Below are 21,960 nucleotides of genomic sequence, written 5' to 3'. Positions count from 1 at the left end.
TCTATGAACTTCTGATACAATACTAATATTGAATCTTCTTAAGGAGAAATGCAAATGAAAAGTGTTGCTATCATAGCTGAATATAATCCATTTCACAACGGTCATCAGTATCAAGCTACCACTGCTAAGTCTTTAGCTCATGCCGACGTGACCATTGCTATTATGAGTGGGCAATTCGTCATGCGCGGTGAACCTGCCATATATAATAAATTCCACCGTACTTTAATGGCTTTGTCAGAAGTAGATTTAGTTGCTGAAATGCCGATCCATGCTACGCTTTCTGGTGGAGAATATTTCGCAAATACTGGCGTCCAAATTGCTCGATATCTAGATGTTAATTCTCTCTCTTTTGGCGCTGAAAGTGATGATATTACACAATTCACTACGCTTGCAGAACAACTCAATACTTCCAACTATCGTGAGCAGCTCATTTCTAAGGTGAAAGAAGGTAAAAGTTACGCTCGGGGGTTAGCAGAGATCTTTCCTAATGAGCCGTTACTATCTTCACCTAATAATACACTAGGTCTCTCATATGTCCGCGCTATATTGCAACAGAATGCTGGCATCGAGCCGCTTCCTATTAGAAGACTAGGAAATGCACATCATGATACTCAAATCCACGAGAAGCAATTTGCAAGCGGAACAGCTATACGTCAAGCTTTACAAGATCAAAACGCTGAGTGGAGAAAAGTTGTCCCTTATCGTATTCAAGATCTTTATACTGAACCGTCATTTAACCTGGATGATATTTTTCCATATTTAAAATATGTGATTATAGCTCGAGATAAAAATGACTTAAAGCACATTTATGGTATGACGGAAGGGATCGAATCACGTCTCAAAACTTATATTGGTCAAGCACACTCGTACGAAGAATTTATTCAACTGATCAAAACGAAAAGGTATACCCGCACACATTTGCAACGACTGTTAATGAATGTATTATTAAATATTAAAACATGTGACGTTACTCATGACGATGTGACAGGTGTTCGAATATTAGGAATGACGGAACATGGTAGACGCTATTTAAAACATTTACAAACACTTTACCCAGAGCGAAATTTTGTAACTAACGTCACTAAAAAAAGTGCCCCTCTATTTAAAAATGAAATAAAAGCCACGACAATTTTCAATTTCTTTTCCGGAAATGATCAGACTGATTTTAATACTCCTGTTATTAGAAGATGACAGAGTTACAGAGCGAACTAGCTATTATTTCAATTGATTTCATTGTAATGGATTGGAACGCCTCGAAGGTCTGACGCGTCCTATCACGTTCTTATACTTCCTATCCTAAAAGTAAATTTAAATAGTTGACCCAAGGAATAGTTAGTCACTTTGTTAAATTTATTAAAAAAACACAGAAATCTTAGAGCCTAAAATAGATTTCTGTGTTATAACCCTTATCACCACCGCTACATTCTCTGATAGGTTAAATTTCATGTTCAGTAGCTATAGTGAGTAAGATGAATTTACGTGTAAGGATTTAGTTCTATTATGTATGCCACACTCGCCTAAGTATGACTCAGTTGCTAGATTCACGCATGAATGACTCTAAGCATTGATAACCATCGAACTTCAATAACTGACCCTTAGTCGGAATAATAATAATTAACCTCTGAACTTTCTATTCAGTGCTTCTTCGACATGTTGAGGTACGAAATCAGATACACTCGCCTTGTATTGTGCCACTTCTTTCACGACACTTGAACTAATGAATGAATAATTTGTACTGGTCATCATATACATTGTTTCAACTTCATCGTTTAGCTTTTTATTCATTGAAGTTAGTCGTAATTCGTACTCAAAGTCACTGACAGCACGTAGCCCTCTCACGATGGTTTGAGCTCCAATTTCAGTACAGAAGTCAACGAGTAACCCATTAAAATGATGTACACTCACATTATCAAGATCTTCTACAGATTTCTCTATTAAATCGATTCTCTCTTCCAGTGAGAATAACCCAGATTTACTACTATTCTTAAGAACACAGACGTGAATCTCATCAAAACGCGTTGCACTACGTTGAATAATATCTATATGCCCGTAAGTAATTGGATCAAAACTACCGGGGATTACAGCCTTAGTTATTGACATTTTGTTCTCCTTTTTCTAATAACATTGTGTTAGTTAATCCATAGTTATAACGTTTAATCATCTGAAAATTACCGATATTGATATCCTCACGATGATTAAATTCACAAACGATAATACCAGTTTCTTTTAATAAATCAAATGATGCAATTGCTTCAAGCGACTCATCAATAAGTCCTTTTTCATATGGTGGATCGAGAAAGATAACATCAAATTGCATTTCGCGTTTGGCAAGAATCTTTAACGCACGCGCGGCATTGTTCTTGTACACTTCGGATTGATTCTCTAACCCCAACTGCTGTAGGTTGCCCTTAATAACTTTAAAAGCCTTGAAGTTCTGATCGATGAAAATCACCTTATCCATACCTCGTGAAAGAGCCTCAATACCTAGTGCGCCGCTTCCTGCAAATAAATCCAACCCTACTCCTCGTATTTCGTGAAGACTATTAAATATCCCCTCTTTAACTTTATCCGTAGTAGGTCGCGTAGTTCGGCCCTCTAAACTGTCGAGTGGTTTGCTTTTATGTCTACCGGCAATTACTCTCATCTCTACCCCTCTTTCTTTTGTCCTAAAAGTTCTATATAATGCTAAATCAAAAGGAGGATTCTAAATGAAACAATCATTTATATATTTAGGCAATGGCTTAAGCGATCTATTTGAGTTCTTAACGCTTATCGAATATAACCATGAACGCACTTCCAAAGTGGTCTACTTTCATACACCCTTATCCCATAACAGACTAACTTCTGTAGCACTTATTATGAAACCAACTGCTGACAATCACTTTCAAGCTATGTATTATATGCAAGACGCTCTAAGATATCCTTACCCTTCTTCGAATAAAAAGTTTGAATTCATTAATAAATGTGCTGAAAAATTTAATATCCCTATCAAAGAAGTCGATGTACATCCTCCGGAGTCTTATCATGAGCAAGAGCTATATTACAATTACTTGACTAGTGTATTGCGCTTGCAAAATTGGATTCCGCCACTGCAGTGAGTCATATCAAATGCACATGAGGAGTGAATGAAAAAGCTAACTGTTTAGAAGCTGACTTGAAACTTAACTACCCACGACCTCGTACATAATTTAAGTGATCGTTGGATCAATTAAGAGAGTTCATGTTTCTCTTTTTCATAGACCTTTTTTAGCGTCTTATATGGCGAACCTTCAATATAATCTACATATTTTAAATTCATAAGCTGAGATACTATACGATTTACATCGTCTTCATTCACATACAGAATCACATAACTGCGTCTGGAGTTAGTATAAACTACATGGCCATATTTCTTTAACTGTCTAACATATTTTAAATTTTTCAAGAATATAATTAGACTTACTCTTGGGACGGATTTCATCAAATAATCACTCCAATTATTAACTCCTATATAATATCACGTCTACGTTATTTTATAAATATATAGAAGAATAAGATCTATCTCGCACTTAACATTTTACAACAGCAGAGAATACAGTCTACGTGTAAACAGTATGAAGAAACTACTTGACGAGGACTTTATACACTTTGAGCTAGAAGAGGTCGGTACAAAAGCGTTTAGGATTTGCACAGAACCAAACGATGAGCAAAATTGCTCTCCGTATTTAGTCGAATCGTGATATTTCTACCGGCAACCCTGGTCTGGGACGCCGTCAATCGATTATCCAGAACACAGAAACTTTATGTCTCAAACTCGATGATATAGTAGTAGATATGTAAGTATAATAGCTAAGCATTTGAATGATGACTCATTATTTATTGGGTGCGGGACAGAAATCTAATTTGAACAAAAAGATTTCGTAGGCCCGCCCCGGCAAGGCTGACTAGAATTGAAAAAAGCTTGATACAAGCGCATTTTCAATTCAGTCATCTACTGCCAAGATGCTGAAAAGGCTGAGACATTACATTATGCCCCAGCCTCTTTCTCTCTAGTTAAAGACCTTTATCTCCCAGCCTCCATTTAATATATGAGTTAAAATATTATCTATTACCTTCAGAGAGAACATTTACATGACCCGCCTGAAGCACATCCTCCTTTATCATATTGAAAGAATGGATTTCCTGCCTCTATCTTCACATGTTCTGAAACTGAGTAAGCTATCGTCGCGATGATTTGATCGATCAAACTTTGTAACTCCGTTTCTTTCTTCTTATAATCAATCACACAGGGCACCATTTCATATGCTCTCTTCCGCTTTCTAGTTTCTAACATAATTTGTTGATAATCTGGATGATATTTTCCAAACCGTTGGACGTCATCATATTGATCCTTGGCCTTCAGGAAAGCTTGATACAATAAATGTGCTTCCGCATCATGATTTAACTTCTGTTCTGCTACTTTAAATTCATGATAAATTCTCGATTCTAGAATCATATCAGTTAGTGCTTCGATTTGATCTAAAACTTTCAACGTTTGTTCAGTGATCATCTTTATCCCCCTATAAACTACTCTTCAATAAAGATAAGGTTATAATAACTATCATTAACTTCGCCGCCCATCTGACTGTAGTCAGTACTCAATAATCTTGAACGGTGTATATCAGAGTTAAGCCAGCTATTAATCAAAGTGGGAACGTCATTAAAGTCAGACCCAACATTCTGCCCTGCACTCTTAAAGAGTATATTTCGTTCTTTAAGTTGGTCTTCAAGTACATCTTCTCTAAACTCAACATCCTCTTTTGACGTAGCTTGGTAAAGATTAAGAAAAGCAATACGCGAAACATCTTTATCGACCTTAAGAGGTCGTAGCCCCTTCAGCTTGCGCATTTCATTAGTTACTTCATATAACGTTAAGAGTTGATTCGAGTTTTGTTCATAAGGTGAACTTTTATCATCATGATTAAACTCTCGAGTTTCAGTATCATTCAACGTTTGATAAGGCTTGAAGTTCATTAATGCTTCACTATCTAGGTAACGTACTGCTAAGATCTCGTTTGTCTGTTCATCCATATATATCTGAGCGTAGATTTGACCGAATTTCACTAAGGCTTGCGTTTTCATATCGTGATCAGATAGCTCTATATCATATTTTTTATGATGCGTTCTTATCGTTGGTTCTGTATTTATACTTAAATTCTCATATATATGGGAACCACTTTCCATTATTTTTAACGGTTGAACATTAACATCTTTCCCAGTAGCATACACAGATTTAATGATATTATCTTTAACGGAGACTATGTAGTATTGGTTTTTTCTTTTAAACACATAATTTTTATAGCTGTTATAGAATGGATACACTCGATCTGCCTGACCAAACTTCTTAGTTAACTTATTTAAACTCTTACCTACCCACGTACCAATACCATGTTTAGGCATAGTATTCTGCGCCTCTTCAGTATGATGTGAAGGATGTGCTTTGTCACTTGATATGCTGGAGTGCTTGTTAGGATTCTTTAGAACATCAAACTTGAGACGAGGTGAGTAAAATAAATAAATTATAACGAGTATCACTACGATGACTCCCAATACTTTAAGTATTATTCTACCCATAACTCACCTCTCCTTTTAACCTTATATTTAACACTCTACACCCCGTAAGGTAGCACACATCTATGAAATGGATTGAAGTTCAAATATGAGTGCTGATATTGAACATTTCTGCTGAGTTATATTCAAGTACTAGTGTGCCATACTTTATTATTTCTATAAATATAGTATTAACATATTTATCATTTATCTAGCCTGATTATATCACGAGTTAAGTAAAAGAAATACGGCTTTACTAATGGTTATCAATCTGCACAAAGTACACTCACACTCAATGGAGCACCCTCATCCATAGAAGTAGGACAACTACAGCCTAAATTAAGTTCAATCTCATCTAGATTCTTTGTTATACTCTAATTCAAGAGGTGAATCGAATGTCATATATAAAAGTAAAAGGTGCCACACAAAATAATTTGAAGAATATTTCAGTAAATATACCGAAAAATCAAATCACAGTCTTTACTGGACGTTCAGGTTCAGGTAAATCTTCCCTCGTTTTTAATACGATAGCTGCTGAATCAGAACGCCTGCTAAACGAAACTTATTCAACCTACATCCAAAATCAATTATCGCAATTTAGTAAACCGAACGTAGAAGCGATTGAAAACTTGCCTGTAGCGATGATAATCAATCAAAAGCGTTTGGGTGGAAACTCTCGTTCAACGGTTGGTACGATTTCAGATATCTATGCTTCTGTTCGCTTGTTATGGTCACGTATCGGCGAGCCATTTGTAGGTTATTCAGATATATTTTCATTTAACAACCCTAAAGGTATGTGTACGACTTGCTCAGGATTAGGTTATATCGAAGATATTGACTTAAATGAATTATTAGACTTTAATAAATCTTTAAATGAAGATGCGATTAATTTCCCTTCTTTTCGTCCTGATAGTTGGCGTGGTAAACGTTATCTATACACTGGACTATTTGATAATGATAAGAAATTAAAGGACTACACACCTGATGAACTTGACACTTTTCTATACACTAAACCTACGAAACTTAAAAATCCGCCTGAAGAGTGGCCGAGAACAGCTAAATTTGAAGGGCTTGTTCACCGCTTTAGACGTTCATTCTTACTGAGCGATAACTTTGAGAAAAAGCGTTTTAAAAAGGATATTGATAGAGTTGTGACATCTAAGAAGTGTCCTGATTGCGAGGGCAAACGACTAAACCATGAAGTGTTGTCATGTAAGATTAAAAATTATGATATAGCAGATTTTACAAATCTATCTATTGATGATGCCATCACTTTTTTACAAAATATACAATCTCAAAAAGCTCAATTTATTATCAAACCATTACTGAAACAATTAGAAGCGCTTAGCTATATCGGTTTAAATTATTTAACCTTAGGAAGAGAAACACCTACACTATCAGGCGGTGAGTCGCAACGTATCAAACTCATTCGCCATCTCAACAGTCCACTATCTGACCTAGTCTACATCATTGATGAACCAAGTATCGGTTTACATCCAGATGACATTAAACGCATAAATGAAATCATTCAATCTCTTAAAGACAAAGGTAATACAGTACTAGTGGTGGAACACGATCCTGATGTCATTAAACATGCTGATCACGTCATTGACATCGGTCCATACGCAGGTAAGAATGGAGGCCAAATAACGTTTTCAGGTTCGTACGAAGACTTGTTAGCCACTGAAACGAGCACAGGTCAAGCACTGAATCGTACACATCAACTTAAAAGTAAACCGCGACAATCTACAGAGAAGATTCAATTGCGACGAATATCTCGAAATAATATAAAATCCCTATCGGTCGATATTCCTAAAAATGTACTCAACGTAGTTACTGGTGTTGCTGGTTCCGGAAAGTCTTCGCTAATTTCCGAAGGTCTAAAAGACAAAGCCAATGTAGTATATGTGGATCAAAAAGGTGTCCACGCATCAAATCGTTCTAATTTGCTTACCTATTTGAATATATTCGATGAAGTTCGGACATTTTATAGTAAGCTTACTGGTCTGAAGAAGAGCTTGTTTAGCTACAATTCAGCAGGTGCTTGCCCTGAATGTCATGGGAAAGGTATATTAAAGACTGAACTCGCCTTTATGCCCGACTTTACTCAAATTTGCGATGTGTGTCAGGGCACGCGTTATAAACCTGAAGTGCTCGAAGCACAAGTTGAAGGATATTCAATAGCTGACATCCTAGCCCTAACGGTGGAAGAAGCAATGGATTTCTTCGAAGGTCAAGAAGAAGTTACTACCGCTCTACATTCTTTAGCTGAAACTGGTTTAGGTTATATGGCACTTGGTCAATCGATGGACACTTTGTCTGGAGGCGAGATGCAACGCGTCAAATTAAGTAAGTACCTATCACGTGAAGTTAGCGAGCAAATATTCGTTTTTGATGAACCTACTACGGGCTTACATGAAGATGACATTCCATTGTTAATCGAATCATTTAATAAACTCATCGCGGCTAATAACACTGTTATATTGATCGAACATAACTTAACTATGATAACAGAAGCTGATTGGATCATAGATATCGGTCCATACGCAGGCGATCAAGGTGGTCGCTTGCTCTATTCAGGTTTACCAAAAGGGCTATTAGAGGTTAATGAATCTGTTACTGCCAAACACTTAGAACGCTATATTAAATAAGATATCTTATATTCTTAATCTTATACTAAACGACCACCATCTCAGCATTCTGTTTCTTATTCGATTAGACGAAGCAAAGAGGCAACAATCCTGAATAAAGAACGGTAAGATGTTGAGAAAGAGGTCGGGACATAAAGTTTCTATGCTCTGGGAACCTGATTAACGGCGTCCCAACTGCTGGATTTCGACAGAACTTTCACGATTTGGGAGCGGGACAGAAATCTAATTTAATTAAAAAGATTTCGTAGTCCCGCCCCGGCAAGGATGACTAGAATTGAAAAAGCTTGATACAAGCGCGTTTTCAAATCAGTCATCTACTGCCGAGATGTTGAAGAGGCTGAGACATCTCATTATGTCCCAGCCTTTTTTTCTCTCTAGTCAAAGACCATTATGTCTCAGCCTCCGGCTTCGCTTTTATAGGGCCGCCCCAACTTGTATGGCTTGTGGAAACTGGTTTACCAATTTCTCTATGTTGGGGCCCCGCAAAAAGGGACCGGAACAGAAATCTAATTTGAATAAAAAGATTTCTGTCCCGCTCCCCATTATTAAGGTAACTTCTTCTATTAGACTAAGACCGAATAACTAAAGATAAGATTTTGACACGTGCATTTCCTATATTTTCAATATATAACAGCGTGGCTCACAAAATGTGTTCGTAAACAAGACAAATTACAAACCTAACGTTGCTTTGAGTAAAGAAGTTGTTTCTCCTCCTGGATATAACACATAGAGTAAAATATAGACTGCTACACCAGTTATAGCAGTGAAAAACCAAATGATTGAAGCAACTGGTCCTACCTTGCGATGAATGTGAAATTTATCTTTATAGGCTAAGATGATTTGTACTAAACCTAGTACACCACCTACTGTTGCGAGAACAATGTGAAATACGAGGAATATAGTGTAATAAACTTTAATAGTATGAGGTCCCCCAAAAGCTGTATTACCTATAATAGCAGTACGTGCTGCATAAATGAGGAAAAAGGCAAGAGCAAAGAAAGCTGCCCAAAGCATAACTCTCTTGTGCGTCTCTATCTTGCGTTTCCATATCATCCGCCAGCCAATCGCTACTAATATAGCGCTTATAACTATAAAGCTAGTACTTAAAGTTGGTAAAATAGGTACATTCATTTTCTACATCCTTACTATCTTAATTACAAATTGCACTGCCCGTAAATACGAATGCAATTTATAATAATTTTAATTTGTAGTAGTAATTAATTAAAACATTTTAATTAATGAAATAATAACAGTAAATACGAAAAACACCACTAAATAGTTGAGAGAATAAATAAACATATTAGTTGCCCACTTAGTTTGGTTTGAATTCTGCTTAAAACTAGTGAAACCAACAAATAGCCAACCAAGATTTAATAGAGTGGCAAGAACTATAAAAGTAGTTCCTAACTGGTTCAGTAAGAAAGGAAGTGGTAATAGACAAATTAACCAAACAAACATACTAACACGTGTACGTTTGAATCCTTTCACAGAAGGCAACATAGGAATATTAGCAAGTGAGTATTCATCTTTACGTTTAATAGCTAAAGCGTAGAAGTGAACAGGTTGCCAACAAAATACAACTAAAAATAAAGCTATAGCAGTGAGACTCAATTGTCCCTCTAATGCAGCCCAGCCGATGAGTGGCGGAACAGCACCTGGAAAACTTCCAATCACGGTATTCCACACTGTATGGCGCTTAGACCAAATAGAGTATAGAGAAACATAGCCTACAATGCCCATTAGACCGAGTACTCCTGATGCTACATTAAGTGTGAATAGTAATGCTTCCCCTACAAGCATCATCCCAAAACTTAGTATGAGTAGATTTCTGTTGGAAATTCTATTATTTACAGTTGGTCGCTTTTGTTTACTTGGCATGATACGATCAATATCTTGATCATAATAATTATTGAGAGCACAAGAACCTCCCATAATGAATGTTGAACCAACTATCATGATTAAGATTTGTGGTATAGATGAGAAGAAGGAATGATGTGCAAACACTACCGCTAACCACGCTCCAGCGAACGCCGGAATTAAATTACCTTGAACAAGACCTAACTTGATAATTTCTTTGAGCTCTTTCAAGCTAACACGTGTTGAAGTGTGTGCCATCGTTTGTTCTTGTTTCATAGTTTCCCTCCTATTTTTTCATATAGTATCATGATATTACATTTTCATATGAATGACTACAAGCTTAATCAATAATTTGTGACAGACAAGCGACAAGTTAAATTCTTGTTGAGTCTCACTCATAAACATCGTAGTGTGAGGTCTCATTTCAACTATTCTCATAACATAGCCGTCATAAACTCTGATTAGATATTATGATATCGTTTCATGAATCAGGTTAACTGCATCATGTGTTCCCCTTTATACACAAAGCACCTAGTTAAGTTAGTTTAAGGATGGTTTATTAAATAATAAAAAATAACCCTATTTTATAAGTATTTTACTGTCAGCTTACATTTCGGTGGAGAGTATCAAATCAATAGAGAACGAAGTTGAGACATAAAGTTTCTGTATTCTGGGAAATTGAGGTACGGCGTCCTCAAAACATGATTTTTCGACAAAAATGCTCACGATTCGGGAGCGGGACAGAAATCTTATTTTCAAATTAGATTTCTATCCCGCTCCCTAAATCGTCATTAATAAGTCACAAAATCAACTCTTATTCTTGCTATAATAATAATGAGATTTTACTATGTTTAGTAGAGAAAAAATAAACATACGGCTTATAAATAAAAAATAAGGTTTTCACTTATTTTGATGGGGTGTTTATCATTGTTTAAAAAACGTAACCTCAAATGGTTATCTGTAATAACTACACTCATCATGGCATGGGTACAACTCGGCGGCGCTCTAGTCACTAAGACCGGTTCCGAAGATGGTTGCGGAACAGATTGGCCGCTTTGTCATGGTGCGTTAATACCTAGCAGTTTACCAATTCATACATTAATTGAACTCAATCATCGAGCAGTTTCTGGATTATCGTTAATCTTTGTATTATGGCTCGTTATCGTTGCTTGGAGACACATCGGCTATATTAAAGAAGTCAAACCCCTGTGTATTATCAGTTTAGGCTTTCTATTAATGCAGGCTTTGATTGGCGCTGCTGCTGTGATATGGCAACAAAACGCCTATGTGCTTGCCTTACATTTCGGTATTTCTTTAGTGAGTTTTTCTTCTGTCTTCGTATTAACTTTAATCATTTTTGAAGTGGATAGAAAATATGAGGCTGATGAATTATTTATTCAAAAACCCCTCAGATTACTCACTTGGATAATGGCAGTGATCGTCTACTTAACTATTTATACAGGCGCATTAGTTAGACACAAGAAAGCTAGTCTAGCTTATGGGGACTGGCCACTGCCATTTCACGATATTATTCCACACAGTGAAATCGATTGGGTTAACTTTACTCATAGAGGAATGGCGCTCATCGCTTTTATCTGGATATTAATTTCATTTATTCACGCTATTAAGCATTATCCTAACAACCGCACTATACGTTACGGTTATACAGTGGCTTTCATACTCATTATCTTACAAGTTACAACGGGTGCGCTTTCAGTTATCACTCACGTAAATCTTATTATTGCGCTATTGCATGCGCTTATCATTACAATTTTATTTGGTATGATTGCGTACTTTATAGTCTTAATGCTTCGTACTGTACGTAGTAAGAAACAGTCATTGTAGCTGCACTATTAGCTTCGTTAGAATGTGTTTTATCTCCATTGAAAAAAGATATTACTTAATATTTAAATAGTCATTTACTCTCGTAAGGATGAAATGAGCAAATCCGTTGTGATTTCTCTCTCATCCTTTTTTGAATAAAGAAGGGGAGCGGGACAGAAATCTAATTTGAACAAAAAGATTTCTGTCCCGCTCCCCTTTGATTAATAAAATGCTATTATCTTCTAAAATAGTTACCTTGTCTTTGTTGTTTAAGCGCTCTCTTACGTTTCGCTTCCTCAAGTTTAATCTGTTTAGCCGTAATCAGCAGTAATCCCATAGCAATACTCAAACTAATCATGGAAGAACCACCAAAACTGATAAATGGCAGTGGTACCCCAGTTAGAGGTATAGTACCTGAAATCCCTCCTAAGTTAACGAAAGTCTGACTACCGATATAACTTGCAATACCGACGCACACAAGCTTATAGAAATAAGAAGTCGTCTTATTCGCTAATATAAACGCCTTGTAAACGATGTAGAAGAGTAAACAGATGACAAACAAGCCACCTACTAAGCCTAATTCTTCACATATGACCGCAAAAATAAAGTCCGTATGAGGTTCTGGCAAATAACCGAGTTTAAGTATACTGTTACCTAATCCTCTACCAAACAAGCCGCCATTACCAATTGCAAGTAGAGAGTTAGACACATGATAACCAGTTCCAGACTCACTACCGAATGGGTTTGTAAAGGTGCTAAAGCGCGCAGCTAAATAATTAGGAAACGCTCCTAATAATAAGAATAGACCACCTACTAAAAGAATACCTATAAAAATAATACTGCCGTACTTGATAATCTTATCAATACCCACTCCAGCGTATAATATGACTGCGAATACGACCATTAAGATTAATAATGTTTGCCCTACATCTCGCTGAAATAGAACTAGTGTAATACATATGCCGACGAGGATTAATGGAAATTTAAGAACACTGACTTTCTTAAATACTTGAGGTCGCTTTTTCTCAATCATAAAAGATAGGTACAGAATCAACGCTATTTTAAGAAACTCAGAAGCTTGTAAGTTCATAAACCCAAGATGAATCCAACTTTTAGAACCATTGATATTACTACCAATTAATAAAGTGGCGACAAGTAGGACTAGCATGGTGAGCATCATCAATTTCTGAAAACGCAAAGTTTGGAGTACTTTCACATTCATAAAGAATGCCATAAAGAACACGATGGCGACACTTACTATTACATAAACTAGCTGCCTAGTGTAAAAGTATGTACCGCTTACAGGTATCCCGTTAGTTAAAGTACCTTTAGTCGCTGCCACCATACTCGCACTATAAACCATGATGATACTTATCAAACATAACACTATATAAGTAACGACGAGAGGATAATCAATGTATTTCGAATATTTACCTATGTAGCGGAAAAATTGTTTAACATTATTCATTCTTTTATCATCCAATTCTATTTTTTCAACAGAGCATTAAAGAGGAGTAAATATCTCAATTACACTACGTAATTAATTGGCTAGGAAATAAGGTTTACCGGCTTCAATATTATCTTGAACTTTAATTATGACTCTTACCGTCTTTGAAAAGGTTGAAGAAAAGCGCCGTACACCTGTTATATTCGAAGGCTAGCATCCAATTATTATGCCTCTAATTTGAAATACTTTCTGTTTCTTTGAAGCTACTAACTCATTTGTACAAATCACATTATAGCAAAAACTATTAGTGTTGCTCGAACAAAAATATGTATCGTTCGCCTTCTTAAATGTGAAATCACCAATATAAAAAGAGACTGAGTTGATCACTAGGCGATTACTCAGTCTTTAACTACTCTATCTATGTATAAGCACACACTACCTAACATAGATGAAAGGATGAGACATAACGTTTGTTGAAGAAAAAATAAACTGGTTTCTTCTTATTCTATACTTTGTATTGAACGGGTTCGCTTTTATAGGGCCCACCCCAAATCGCTGTGCTGGTGGAGCCTAGGACATAATGAGATGTCTCAGCCTCTTTCTGCATCTTGGCAGTAGATGACTGATTTGAAAATGCGCTTGTATCAAGCTTTTTTCAATTCTAGTCATCCTTGCCGGGGCGGGACTACGAAATCTTTTTATTCAAATTAGATTTCTGTCCCGCTCCCTCTTTGTTGGGACCCACCCCAACTTGCATTGCTTGTAGAAACTGGTTAACAGTTTCTCTGTGTTGGGGCCCCATCCTCAAATCCTAAACGCTGTTGTCCCGACCTCTCTTTATACTTAATTTCCACTATCTATATATACACTATAAATCGATGACCTTCATTTACAGTTGATATTTAGTTCAATTATACGTTTGTAAAGGCTTCATGTAATTTAGAAAGTTCTTTTTCTAGACGAAGCATAATATCTTTTGCTGCCTCACGATCAACCAAACCAAGCTCTACAGCAAAATCCACTTCTTTTTGTAAGCCATACATTTGAGTGTCTAATACTTCTTCGTATAATGGGCATTGCGGTAAAGTTAAATTATCCATTTGAACTTTAATCATTTGGAAAATTCTTTCCGCGTCCTTATTTAATTGGTCATATGCCGCACTTTTTAACTTTTGGCTTTTTACCATGACATACTCCCCCTATCATTTATAGCTTATAAGACAAATTCTATCTTACTCATTATTAAAAAGCAAGTGAATTTGAAGATTATACGCAAACCTATCAAATGTGATAAAATTAAGTCATGTAGACTAACGTATTACGAGTTTGTAGCTACTTAAATTAATTTTCAAAATACATATAACTATCAACTTGAGGGAGTGTAAGTATGATACAAATTAAGGGTAAGGTTAAATTTCCTATCACTTTAGATAGTACCACATGGATCTTTGACGATCGGAAAGTTAGATTAGAAGATTTAGAAAAAGGTGTGTTTGATGGAACTAAACCTATCGCTTTCGAAGATAATAGAGAATGGAACCGCGCCATTTTAGAAGGTCAGACCAACCCTCCAACTCTAAATTCAGAAATAAAGTACAAAAAGCGCTCAGTCTTAGAAGGCTCATTTGTCATTAATATGACGCCATTCTTTAAGAATGCAGAACCCGCTTCAGATGCAACGACTATCCGCCTGTCCAATGATGAGGATACGATAGATATTCCCCTAGACCTCTTACCATATCTATTCTTTCAATTTGCTAAAGATGGTAAAAGGTTATATGAAGATAATATGATTGATAGCTTTGTTTATATTCCAGAGGAAGGCTATCAATATAGTATTAAACATGTAACAAATATAGAGGTGTGCTAACTGAATGAGAAAGGTTCAATGTATCATCTGCGATACTATAGTATTTATCGATGAGAATACGCTTGAAGCTAAACGCCTTCGCAACGATCCTATTCATACTTTTATGTGCGACGAATGTAAAAGTAGACTAGATACTCCGAAGCAACGCCGTCAACAAACGACTTTTAATCATAGATAACAATGCTCTAAATATAAATCTTGATCGCATATCTTAGTGTAAATGCTACCGAGACAACTAAGCTATATCCTGTGAAGTTTAGTATGTTCTTAAGATGTCTCATCAATTTCGTGAAAAAGCACTATGATGATTTAAATGGTATGAGAACGTGTTCTTCAAGAGGCTGGGACATAATGTAATGTCTCAGCCTCTTCAACATCTTTGCCGGGGCGGGACTACGAAATCTTTTTATTCAAATTAGATTTCTGTCCCGCTTCCTTGAAGAACTACGGCCTTAAATCATCATAGTGCTTAAATTATTAATATGAGTCTTCTCATTAATGTTTATTCTTCATCTTGCATCATTTGCTTTACGCGTTTAGCTTCTTTTTCACGAGCGCCTTTTTCTAAGATTTTCTTTCTAATACGAATAGTTTCTGGAGTAACCTCAACTAATTCATCATCATTAATAAATTGTAAGGCTTCTTCAAGCGTTAAGATACGTGGGCGTTTCATAGTCTCTGTTTGATCTTTAGTGGCAGAACGTACGTTAGTCTGATGCTTAGTCTTAGTTATATTCACAGTTAAATCGTTCTCGCGATTATGTTCACCGACTATCATACCTTCATAAACCTCTGTACCTGGTTCCATGAAGTTAGTTCCACGATCTTCTAAATTGATAATAGCATAAGAACTTGCTTGACCTTTATCCATTGAGACTAACGCGCCATTACGACGACCACCTAAACGACTTTTAATACGTGGACGAAATTCTTCAAAGGTATGGTTGATAATACCATAACCACGCGTTTGAGACATAAATTCAGTAGTGTAACCAATCATACCGCGCGCAGGAACCATAAAGATTAAGCGTGTTAAACCATTGTCTGTAGTAATCATATCTTCCATTTCACCTTTACGCGCTCCTAGTGATTCAATTACAGCCCCTGTGTAATCAGAAGGCACCTCACATTGCACGCGTTCAAACGGTTCACAAACCTCGCCATCAATCTCGCGTAAGATAACTTGAGGTTTAGAGACCTGTAATTCATAACCTTCACGTCTCATATTCTCTATTAAAATAGATAAGTGTAATTCACCGCGTCCTGCAACGACCCAAGTATCAGGAGAATCTGTTTCCGTAACTTTAAGTGAGACGTCTGTTTCTAATTGCTGATCTAAGCGTTCTTGAATTTGACGTGCAGTTACGTAATCACCTTCGCGTCCAGCAAACGGTGAGTTATTAACCTTAAAAGTCATTTCAAGTGTGGGTTCGTCAATTCGTAACACAGGTAAGGCTTCTTGATTGTCTTGCGGAGTTACAGTCTCCCCTACGTTAATATCTTCCATACCTGAAACTGCAATTAAATCTCCTGCTTTAGCTTCTTCAATCTCTTCACGGTTTAAGCCGAAATAACCAAATAATTTAGTCACGCGGAAATTCTTAACTGAACCGTCTAATTTAAGCAACGACACATTGTCCCCTACTTTAATTGTGCCGCGAAATACGCGACCAACACCTATTCGGCCTACGTAATCATTGTAATCCAATAAGGCTACTTGAAATTGTAAAGGCTCATCACTATTATCTATAGGAGCTGGTACATAATCAATGATTGTTTCATATAGAGCTTTCATATTTTCGTCTTGTTGTTCTGAGTCTAAACTTGCAGTACCATTGACTGCTGAACTGTACACAACTGGAAAATCACATTGTTCTTCTGAAGCTTCAAGTTCGATGAATAAATCTAATACTTCATCAACTACTGCTTCCGGTCGAGCAGTTGGTTTATCAATTTTATTAATAACAACTACAGGTTTTAAATCTTGTTCTAAAGCTTTTTTTAACACGAAACGCGTTTGTGGCATAGTACCTTCATAAGCGTCCACTACAAGTACAACACCATCTACCATTTTCATGATTCGTTCTACTTCACCACCAAAGTCAGCGTGACCTGGTGTATCTAATATATTGATGCGGTTGCCATTGTAATTAACCGCTGTATTTTTAGAAAGGATTGTAATACCACGTTCTCTCTCTAAATCATTAGAATCCATAGCACGCTCATCGACATGCTCGTTCTCACGGAAAATACCTGATTGTTTCAATAGTTCATCAACAATAGTTGTCTTACCGTGGTCGACGTGAGCGATGATAGCTATATTACGAACATCTTCTCTTAAATTAGTCATTATATATTTTCCTTTCTTATAGTAGATTCCCACTTTTAATTGCAACTTTTTTATTATATCATATAATTGATGAAAGAATACAAGAAGGTGTGGTCTAGATGCAAGACAATCAACAAAAAAAGTCTAAAGCAATATTCTGGGTACTTGCAGTACTCGCTATATTATTCCTAACGCTTTTTAGTTTCAGTATAGGCGCTGGAAATATTCCATACATGATTTTAACACTTATACTATTCATTGCAACATTTGGCGTAGGTTTCTCCCTTAAGAAGAAATACCGTGAGAATGATTGGTTTTAAGGAGCTGTTGCAAAGTTATAAAAATAAATCACTAGTGATGACTTTGATGTTTTTTGCTATTAACTCGCCAACATGTAACTTATTTCATGACATGGTGAAAAACCGTAGATCTGAAGAGACCTGCGGTTCTTTTTATACAATCCATAAACACATTCAATGCCTTTAAGTGTATTTTTAGCTGTATTTAAATTTTGATATTTCCCTTCTCTTATTTTAATATGACGATGGTCTTGTTCAATTAAGTTGTTGAGATATTTAGACGTACAATGACAATCTTTGTTGAGGTTAAAATCTTTAATTGCTTTAGATATAGCTGCCTTTGTTGATGGTGCTTTGTCAGTGATAATCATCTTAAGTTTACTAAATTGTTTAATCAGTCGCTTAATAAATGCATAAGCTGAAACCTGATCGCGTTTTTTACGCAACCAAATATCTAGTGTATGACCATCTGCATCAATCGCACGATATAAGTAGCACCATTGCCCTTTAATTTTGATATACGTTTCGTCTATATGCCACTTATAATAAGCTTTTTTATTCTTTTTCTTCCAAATTTGATACAAAATAGGTGCATATTCTTGAACCCAACGATAAACGGTGGAGTGATGAACGTTCACACCACGTTCTCTTAATATTTCAGATATATCACGATAACTCAGTGCGTATCTTAAGTAGTAGCCAACGGTTACGGTTATGATATCTTGGTTAAATTGCTTATATCTGAAATAGTTCATAGAAAATACCTCTTTTTGTTAAAATTATACTACAAAATTAACTTTGCAACAGAACCCTAGGGAGGGATTAAATGGGTATTTGGTTCTTTATAATTATTGCTATAGTGGGTAGTATCTTTATATTGTGGAGATTAATGTTTAGAGATTAATAAAATTAAAAGGAGCAATTCTCACAACTTGGAGCTTGTCATGGTTATAATGAGCGATGACACTGTTTTTCTTACTTATATCAATGCCTAAATAATTGATAAGTCAAACCTCCAATATCGTTTTTGAGAAGCAAGAACTTTACTTAACCTTTCTCATTTCACTTTCCTATACACGGTTTCAAGAACCCAACATACTCCAATCGAATTTCAAAAGGCGAGAGTAAAGCTGATCGGTTTTGAATACGGATTTAAAATCCAAAAGACCGCACGATCTACTTCTCTCTTTAACTATAAAAAATGAGTCTGGGACATAATGTAATGTCCCAGACCCTTTTAGCATCTTGGCAGTAGATGACTGATTTGAAAACGCGCTTGTATCAAGCTTTTTTTAATTCTAATTGTCCTTGCCGAGGCGGGACTACGAAATCTTTTTATTCAAATTAGATTTCCGTCCCGCTCCCTTTACTTATTCTATATTGCGTATTAACATGACATGAGGTATGCCTATCTTAATATAACGGCGAAACCTTCCCTGAAAAAAAACGTACAGTACATGATTACCATTTAGCAATTAAAAAGCAGTTCTGAATTAGACTAAATCTTTACAAAATGCTTAATTAAGAGTTATCTTAATCCAAGTAGTGTCAGTATGTTCAAAAGAACTATAGTTAATGCAGCTGTAACTGCGATCTTTAGGAGTTTTGATCCTTTGGCTTCATCATATTTTTTATATTTAATACTACAAATAATACTTCCTATCGCAAATAACGGAGTAATAATTGTTAATACTATAAAAATCCACGCCCATCTTTTTAAACCTTTTCCATTCTGTTCCATATAAATTTCTCCTTTATAATATATTTCTTGTTAAAAGTGCTTAATTAATAGTTATCTTATCCAAAGTACGCCAGGAAATTTAAAATAACCATGATAACTCCAACTATAATTGCGATCATTAAAAGTTTTGATCTTTTGGCTTCGTCATATTTTTTATATTCAATACTACAAATAATACTTCCTATCGCAAAAAATGGACTGATAATAGTTAGTACTATAAAAACCCATGCCCATACTTTCCAATCTTTTTTATTCTCTTCCATATAAATATTTCCTTTATAATGTATTTCTTGTTAAAAGTGCTTAATTAATAGTTATCTTATTCCAAGTAATAACAGAAAATTTATAATAAACATGGTAACCCCGACTATAATTGCGATCATTAAAAGTTTTGATCCTTTGGCTTCATCGTATTTTTTATATTTAATGCTACAAATAATACTTCCTACCGCAAATAACGGAGCGATAATTGTTAATACTATAAAAATCCATGCCCATACTTTTAAAGCTTTTCCATCCTTTTCCATATAAATATCTCCTTTATAATGTATTTCCTGTTGAAAATCGATTTACCCTAAAATAATTGTTCCTATAATTATCCAAATTGTTACAACTAAAGGAACAATTGTTTTAAATAAAAATATGTCATATTTTTTCTTACGATAAATATCGATAGCTAACCAAATCAATACAATTATTATTCCAATTAATATAAATATTGGATTCATTGATAATTGATCTTCTCTTAAATTATCCGGCATTTTTAATTTGGTAATTACTAGAAGAACAATTGATATGATAAAATAGTAAATTGATCTAATTCTAGATGTTTGTAAATCTAGTTCTTTAGATGCCAGTTCTTCATTTTCTGGCTCTTCGTTTTTTTGTATCAGATATATTAATAAACGGGGTTTTATCCAAAAGTATTTAATAGCAATATACATATAAATATATGAACCTAAATGTGTAAAAAATAAAACATTGTCTAAATCACGTCCCTCTAACTTTCCAGCTATATAATAAAAGCTAATTAAAGCTATTAAAATTAGAATATCGATTAAAAATGATAGCAAGGAAAAACCAGCGTTTTTTAATACACTTATAGCTCTAACAGCATAAAACATTATAAACAAACTTATTAATACAATATATATCAAATCATTCACTCCCATCTTCAATCCCAATAACTAATCATTTTCAAAAACCTTTGCTTTCACATCGATCCAGCCATTTTCACTTTTTCTATCAGTTTTAAAGGTATGATAGTACGGTGAAACGAAACTCAAGTTATTTTCTTTAGCAAACTTATTCATATCTTCTAATAACGCTATTTCATCCTCAACAAAATTATTTGAAGTTATTCTTCCTTGTAATAGCATATCTATACAAAAATATGTTCTAAAATTCAAATCCTTGGTTGGTCTAAAACCTTTATCTACTTGCATAAAAACTTCTATATTAAACTTTTTTTGTAAGTCTATTTGTGTTACTGCGAAATTAATGGGTCCAGTAGAACTAACACCGACATCTTCACATAAATATATAAACTGTTTAAAAATCATCTCGTAATCTTGGATAGTTATATCTAAAAATTCTTTATATGCTACATTTTTTAATCTGATTGATGAATAGCTATGTTTATTCACTATTATCACCATCGCTCAGTTCTAATTGAGCATATATTTCAAAGACACTCCCACCAAAGTAATCAACCATTACATGGTAATAGGGTTGGTCTAGTATTTTAACTTCATTTTCCTTTGCTGCTAGCTCTATTTGGCTATAGACTTGCTCAAATTCACTTTCTTCGAAACATTTTTCAGATAGTGTTGGACCAACCTCTAACATATCGATATATTCTATATTTAATTCGGGTATATCATGTAATTCTGTATTTAATGAAATAAACGCTGTATATTCATACTCACCGATTCCAATAGACTTTTTTTGAAATATGATTGGACCAGTAGGATATATATCTTTGTCCTTAAAGAATTCATTCACAGTATCTAAACCATCCAACCAATCATCATTTTTATCAATTTCAAATGTAATTTTTACACAAAATGGCATTATTAGCATTCCTAACTCCACTATAAATCAATCCCGTCTTTTTCTGAATAAAAATCAAAAAGTGTTAAATAAAAATACGATCTCCCTATAAACATATGACAACAAAAAAGCATTATCATTCCCATCCAAATCGTTGTATATTCTTCAGAGTCTGCTGGTACAATCATTGATAAATAAAATAAACCAATAAATTAGATGATGACTAAAATAAATCCGCAAAACTTTTTTATTGAAATATATTTTTCAATAAACATTTTAAATTCACCGCAACTAAAAATAAATAAAACTACTGCGGACATGA

The 21,960-nt window shown here is 35.1% G+C and carries 24 protein-coding genes; 7 read left to right on the top strand and 17 right to left on the bottom strand.

The features are described 5' to 3' along the window. The first annotated feature begins 54 nt into the window (after positions 1–54). Entirely contained in the window at positions 55–1,191 is a 1,137-nt protein-coding gene (locus tag N9R04_RS03195; RefSeq protein WP_262855060.1) for a nucleotidyltransferase, read from the top strand. A 423-nt stretch (positions 1,192–1,614) separates the two neighbouring features. On the opposite strand, the gene coaD is transcribed toward N9R04_RS03195, so the two are convergent. Beyond that, positions 1,615–2,100: a pantetheine-phosphate adenylyltransferase gene (gene coaD / locus N9R04_RS03190; RefSeq protein WP_262855059.1), complete on the bottom strand. Its 486-nt coding sequence runs from the start codon at positions 2,098–2,100 to the stop codon at positions 1,615–1,617. Next, positions 2,087–2,644, bottom strand: a complete 558-nt coding sequence (gene rsmD, locus N9R04_RS03185) for a 16S rRNA (guanine(966)-N(2))-methyltransferase RsmD (RefSeq protein ID WP_262855058.1) — start codon at positions 2,642–2,644, stop codon at positions 2,087–2,089. Before rsmD ends, coaD begins: the two co-directional genes overlap by 14 nt. Positions 2,645–2,708: 64 nt before the next feature. Here rsmD and N9R04_RS03180 point away from each other — a divergent pair, with 64 nt between their 5' ends. Then, positions 2,709–3,098: a DUF7147 family protein gene (locus N9R04_RS03180; RefSeq protein ID WP_262855057.1), complete on the top strand. Its 390-nt coding sequence runs from the start codon at positions 2,709–2,711 to the stop codon at positions 3,096–3,098. A gap of 110 nt (positions 3,099–3,208) precedes the next feature. Here the strand turns inward: N9R04_RS03180 and N9R04_RS03175 are convergent, their stop codons facing one another. From N9R04_RS03175 to N9R04_RS03165, 3 genes are all read right to left on the bottom strand, one after another. Continuing rightward, a complete protein-coding gene (locus tag N9R04_RS03175) occupies positions 3,209–3,460 on the bottom strand; it encodes a DUF2129 domain-containing protein (protein ID WP_262855142.1) in 252 nt (83 codons plus the stop codon). Positions 3,461–4,093: 633 nt separating this feature from the next. Beyond that, positions 4,094–4,528, bottom strand: coding sequence for a YlbF/YmcA family competence regulator (locus tag N9R04_RS03170; RefSeq protein ID WP_262855056.1), 435 nt, complete (start codon positions 4,526–4,528; stop codon positions 4,094–4,096). A 17-nt stretch (positions 4,529–4,545) separates the two neighbouring features. Further along, the gene (locus N9R04_RS03165) at positions 4,546–5,592 is read right to left on the bottom strand and encodes a CAP-associated domain-containing protein (RefSeq protein WP_262855055.1); all 1,047 of its coding nucleotides are present in this window, start codon (positions 5,590–5,592) and stop codon (positions 4,546–4,548) included. Between the two features lie 371 nt (positions 5,593–5,963). On the opposite strand from N9R04_RS03165, the gene N9R04_RS03160 reads away from it, so the two are divergent. Beyond that, on the top strand, positions 5,964–8,219 hold the full coding sequence (locus tag N9R04_RS03160; protein ID WP_262855054.1) for an ATP-binding cassette domain-containing protein: 2,256 nt from the start codon (positions 5,964–5,966) through the stop codon (positions 8,217–8,219). Positions 8,220–8,888: 669 nt separating this feature from the next. Here N9R04_RS03160 and N9R04_RS03155 read toward each other — a convergent pair. After that, complete coding sequence (locus N9R04_RS03155; RefSeq protein ID WP_262855053.1) at positions 8,889–9,350, bottom strand: DUF420 domain-containing protein; 462 nt, start codon at positions 9,348–9,350, stop codon at positions 8,889–8,891. Positions 9,351–9,440: 90 nt separating this feature from the next. After that, positions 9,441–10,352: a heme o synthase gene (cyoE, locus tag N9R04_RS03150; RefSeq protein WP_262855052.1), complete on the bottom strand. Its 912-nt coding sequence runs from the start codon at positions 10,350–10,352 to the stop codon at positions 9,441–9,443. A gap of 651 nt (positions 10,353–11,003) precedes the next feature. Here cyoE and N9R04_RS03145 point away from each other — a divergent pair. Continuing rightward, the gene (locus N9R04_RS03145) at positions 11,004–11,921 is read left to right on the top strand and encodes a COX15/CtaA family protein (RefSeq protein WP_262855140.1); all 918 of its coding nucleotides are present in this window, start codon (positions 11,004–11,006) and stop codon (positions 11,919–11,921) included. Positions 11,922–12,135: 214 nt separating this feature from the next. On the opposite strand, the gene ftsW is transcribed toward N9R04_RS03145, so the two are convergent. Continuing rightward, on the bottom strand, positions 12,136–13,368 hold the full coding sequence (ftsW, locus tag N9R04_RS03140; protein ID WP_262855051.1) for a cell division peptidoglycan polymerase FtsW: 1,233 nt from the start codon (positions 13,366–13,368) through the stop codon (positions 12,136–12,138). A gap of 890 nt (positions 13,369–14,258) precedes the next feature. Next, on the bottom strand, positions 14,259–14,534 hold the full coding sequence (locus N9R04_RS03135) for an Fpa/YlaN family protein (RefSeq protein WP_262855050.1): 276 nt from the start codon (positions 14,532–14,534) through the stop codon (positions 14,259–14,261). Between the two features lie 200 nt (positions 14,535–14,734). On the opposite strand from N9R04_RS03135, the gene N9R04_RS03130 reads away from it, so the two are divergent. Further along, entirely contained in the window at positions 14,735–15,217 is a 483-nt protein-coding gene (locus N9R04_RS03130) for a hypothetical protein (protein WP_262855049.1), read from the top strand. A 4-nt stretch (positions 15,218–15,221) separates the two neighbouring features. Next, on the top strand, positions 15,222–15,395 hold the full coding sequence (locus N9R04_RS03125; protein WP_262855048.1) for a YlaI family protein: 174 nt from the start codon (positions 15,222–15,224) through the stop codon (positions 15,393–15,395). Between the two features lie 324 nt (positions 15,396–15,719). On the opposite strand, the gene typA is transcribed toward N9R04_RS03125, so the two are convergent. Then, complete coding sequence (typA, locus tag N9R04_RS03120; RefSeq protein ID WP_262855139.1) at positions 15,720–17,567, bottom strand: translational GTPase TypA; 1,848 nt, start codon at positions 17,565–17,567, stop codon at positions 15,720–15,722. A gap of 98 nt (positions 17,568–17,665) precedes the next feature. Here typA and N9R04_RS03115 point away from each other — a divergent pair, with 98 nt between their 5' ends. Beyond that, positions 17,666–17,866 (top strand): DUF5325 family protein, encoded by a 201-nt coding sequence (locus N9R04_RS03115; protein ID WP_262855047.1) that lies wholly within the window; start codon positions 17,666–17,668, stop codon positions 17,864–17,866. 59 nt (positions 17,867–17,925) lie between these two features. On the opposite strand, the gene N9R04_RS03110 is transcribed toward N9R04_RS03115, so the two are convergent. The 7 genes from N9R04_RS03110 to N9R04_RS03080 form a co-directional block, all read right to left on the bottom strand. After that, the gene (locus tag N9R04_RS03110) at positions 17,926–18,600 is read right to left on the bottom strand and encodes an IS6 family transposase (RefSeq protein WP_262855046.1); all 675 of its coding nucleotides are present in this window, start codon (positions 18,598–18,600) and stop codon (positions 17,926–17,928) included. Between the two features lie 773 nt (positions 18,601–19,373). Next, positions 19,374–19,592: a hypothetical protein gene (locus N9R04_RS03105; RefSeq protein WP_373316336.1), complete on the bottom strand. Its 219-nt coding sequence runs from the start codon at positions 19,590–19,592 to the stop codon at positions 19,374–19,376. A 50-nt stretch (positions 19,593–19,642) separates the two neighbouring features. Then, a complete protein-coding gene (locus tag N9R04_RS03100; RefSeq protein ID WP_262855044.1) occupies positions 19,643–19,849 on the bottom strand; it encodes a hypothetical protein in 207 nt (68 codons plus the stop codon). A gap of 51 nt (positions 19,850–19,900) precedes the next feature. Then, positions 19,901–20,113, bottom strand: coding sequence for a hypothetical protein (locus N9R04_RS03095; protein WP_262855043.1), 213 nt, complete (start codon positions 20,111–20,113; stop codon positions 19,901–19,903). Positions 20,114–20,155: 42 nt separating this feature from the next. Next, entirely contained in the window at positions 20,156–20,743 is a 588-nt protein-coding gene (locus N9R04_RS03090) for a DUF5080 family protein (RefSeq protein ID WP_262855137.1), read from the bottom strand. A gap of 30 nt (positions 20,744–20,773) precedes the next feature. After that, positions 20,774–21,232: a DUF5085 family protein gene (locus N9R04_RS03085; protein WP_308445805.1), complete on the bottom strand. Its 459-nt coding sequence runs from the start codon at positions 21,230–21,232 to the stop codon at positions 20,774–20,776. Continuing rightward, positions 21,225–21,659 (bottom strand): DUF5085 family protein, encoded by a 435-nt coding sequence (locus tag N9R04_RS03080; protein ID WP_262855041.1) that lies wholly within the window; start codon positions 21,657–21,659, stop codon positions 21,225–21,227. Before N9R04_RS03080 ends, N9R04_RS03085 begins: the two co-directional genes overlap by 8 nt. Positions 21,660–21,960 lie beyond the last annotated feature (301 nt).

This window comes from Staphylococcus marylandisciuri (assembly GCF_025519785.1).
GTDB lineage: Bacteria > Bacillota > Bacilli > Staphylococcales > Staphylococcaceae > Staphylococcus > Staphylococcus marylandisciuri.
This window is presented reverse-complemented; position numbering and strand designations above follow the sequence as displayed.